Raw genomic sequence first — 1,873 nt, forward strand, 5'->3', positions numbered from 1 at the left:
GGCCGACGCGCCCTGCGGCCCCGGGCGGGCCGGGGCCGCAGGGCCGAGGGTCCCTCAGTCGTGGGCGCCGAAGGCGTCCACGCGGCAGACCATGGTGGTCACGAAGGGGCGGAAGCCCTCCTCCTCCAGGAAGCGGATGTCCTCGGAGGCCGTGGCCAGAGCGGAGAACTCGATGTCGCGCACGTTCATGCCCGCGAGCTGGCGGCGCACCTCCTCCAGGAGCTTGGAGCCCACGCCGGTTCCGGTGTACTCGGGGTCGATGGCGAAGGTCTGCACGACCGCGACGCGCTCGCCGCGGTCCCAGCTGCCCTGGGCGTTCTCGCGGATGGTGACCATCGCGTACCCGGCCAGGTCGCCGCCGCTCTCGGCCAGGATCGCCATGGTGTCGGGGTCGGCGAGCCAGGCCACGTACTGGGCGCGCCGGCGCCTCCAGGACTCCTCCAGGCTCACGGCGCTGATGATGTCCGCCAGGTGCGGGGTGGTCACGGTGTGCTGCTGGTGGAGGGCGCCCCACAGGTCCGCGAGTTCCTCCACCTCGTGCGCTCCCAGGTAACGGAAGCTGAGCACGCCGACGTCAGACGGTCGAGGTTTGGTCATCAGCGAATTTTGCATGTTTTTCTCACCCGTTTCACCAGCATTGGGTGCTGATCCCCCGGGGTCCCGTCGCAGGGGCCCGTGGTTGAGCTGTGGAACCGACTGTACGTGTCCGTAACGGCCCGAACATGGATGACGCGGAGAAAGAGGCGCGCGAGATTCTCCTAGTGAAAGAAGTCGCGTTCTTTCTCGGGCTGTCCCTCGCTCCCGGTCGTCTCCGGCGGTGATCGACAGTGTGCATGGAATCACGCTCCAAACCCGGGCAACACGAGCGAAACCACCAGGAAATCTGTATGCATTGCCCTACTTTGGAAGTCATGATCGACGTTCGGCGGCTACAGCTCCTCCAGGCACTCGACCACCACCACACGGTGGCCGCGACCGCGGAGGCGCTCAACGTCACACCGTCGGCGGTCTCCCAGCAGCTCGCCGCCCTGGCCCGCGAGGCCGGGGTCCCCCTCGTCGAACGCAACGGCCGCCGCTTCCTGCTCACCGGAGCCGCGCGGGTCCTGCTCAAGCGCGCGCACGTCATCTTCGCGGAGATGGAACGCGCCACCGCCGACCTCGCCGAGTACGCCGAGGGCGACCGCGGGGTCATCCGCGTCGGCTCCTTCTCCACCGGCATCAGCGACCTCATCGCCCCGGCCCTGGCGCGCCTGCGCACCAGTCACCCGGGCTGGTCCTTCGAGGTCGTCCAGGCCGAACCCGAGCACAGCGCCGAGATGGTGCGCTCGGGCCGCCTGGACGTGGCACTGACCATGTCCACCGCCCACCTGCCCGCCAGCGGCGACCCGGACTTCCGCGTCGACCCGGTCATGGTCGAGCTGTTCGACGCGATCCTGCCCTACCAGCATCCGCTGGCCACCCGCACCAGCCTCCACCTGGCCGAGGACCTCTCCGACGCGGACTGGATCCTGTCCGCGCCCGGCACCGCCTGGCACGAGTGCGTGTCCGGGGCCGCTCACCAGGCGGGTTTCCAACCCCGCGTGGTGCACACCGTGGACGACTTCAGCGCCGTGTTCTCCCTGGTGCAGGCGGGTCTGGGCATCGCCCTGATGCCGCGCCTGGCCTGGACGGGTCTGCACGCGCCGCAGATCGTGGTGCGCGGCGTCCGCGAGACCGCGCGTCGGCACATCATCGCGCTCTCGCGCGCCGGTTCCACCCCCGAACCCCTGCTCACCGCCGTGCGCGAGGCCTCCAGCAAGGTCCCGGTCCCGTCGGTGGGCCCCTTCGCCGTCGCCGGTTGAGCCGCGTCCCTCCCGGGGCGGGAGGACGTCTC

2 protein-coding genes are annotated in these 1,873 nt (G+C 70.2%); one reads left to right on the forward strand and one right to left on the reverse strand.

Annotation, left to right across the window (positions count from 1 at the left end):
• Positions 1–54: 54 nt before the first annotated feature.
• A complete protein-coding gene (locus tag D455_RS0109620) occupies positions 55–597 on the reverse strand; it encodes a GNAT family N-acetyltransferase (protein ID WP_026122476.1) in 543 nt (180 codons plus the stop codon).
• A gap of 314 nt (positions 598–911) precedes the next feature.
• On the opposite strand from D455_RS0109620, the gene D455_RS0109625 reads away from it, so the two are divergent.
• Entirely contained in the window at positions 912–1,841 is a 930-nt protein-coding gene (locus D455_RS0109625; RefSeq protein ID WP_017570517.1) for a LysR family transcriptional regulator, read from the forward strand.
• Positions 1,842–1,873: the final 32 nt, after the last annotated feature.

Origin of the sequence: Nocardiopsis halotolerans DSM 44410 (assembly GCF_000341065.1) — a bacterium.
Taxonomy (GTDB): Bacteria; Actinomycetota; Actinomycetes; order Streptosporangiales; family Streptosporangiaceae; genus Nocardiopsis; species Nocardiopsis halotolerans.

Excerpts from the sequence above, each read along its gene's own strand:
- D455_RS0109620 (WP_026122476.1), bottom strand. The coding sequence starts at position 597 with ATGACCAAACCTCGACCGTCTGACGTCGGCGTGCTCAGCTTCCGTTAC.
- D455_RS0109625 (WP_017570517.1), top strand. The coding sequence starts at position 912 with ATGATCGACGTTCGGCGGCTACAGCTCCTCCAGGCACTCGACCACCAC.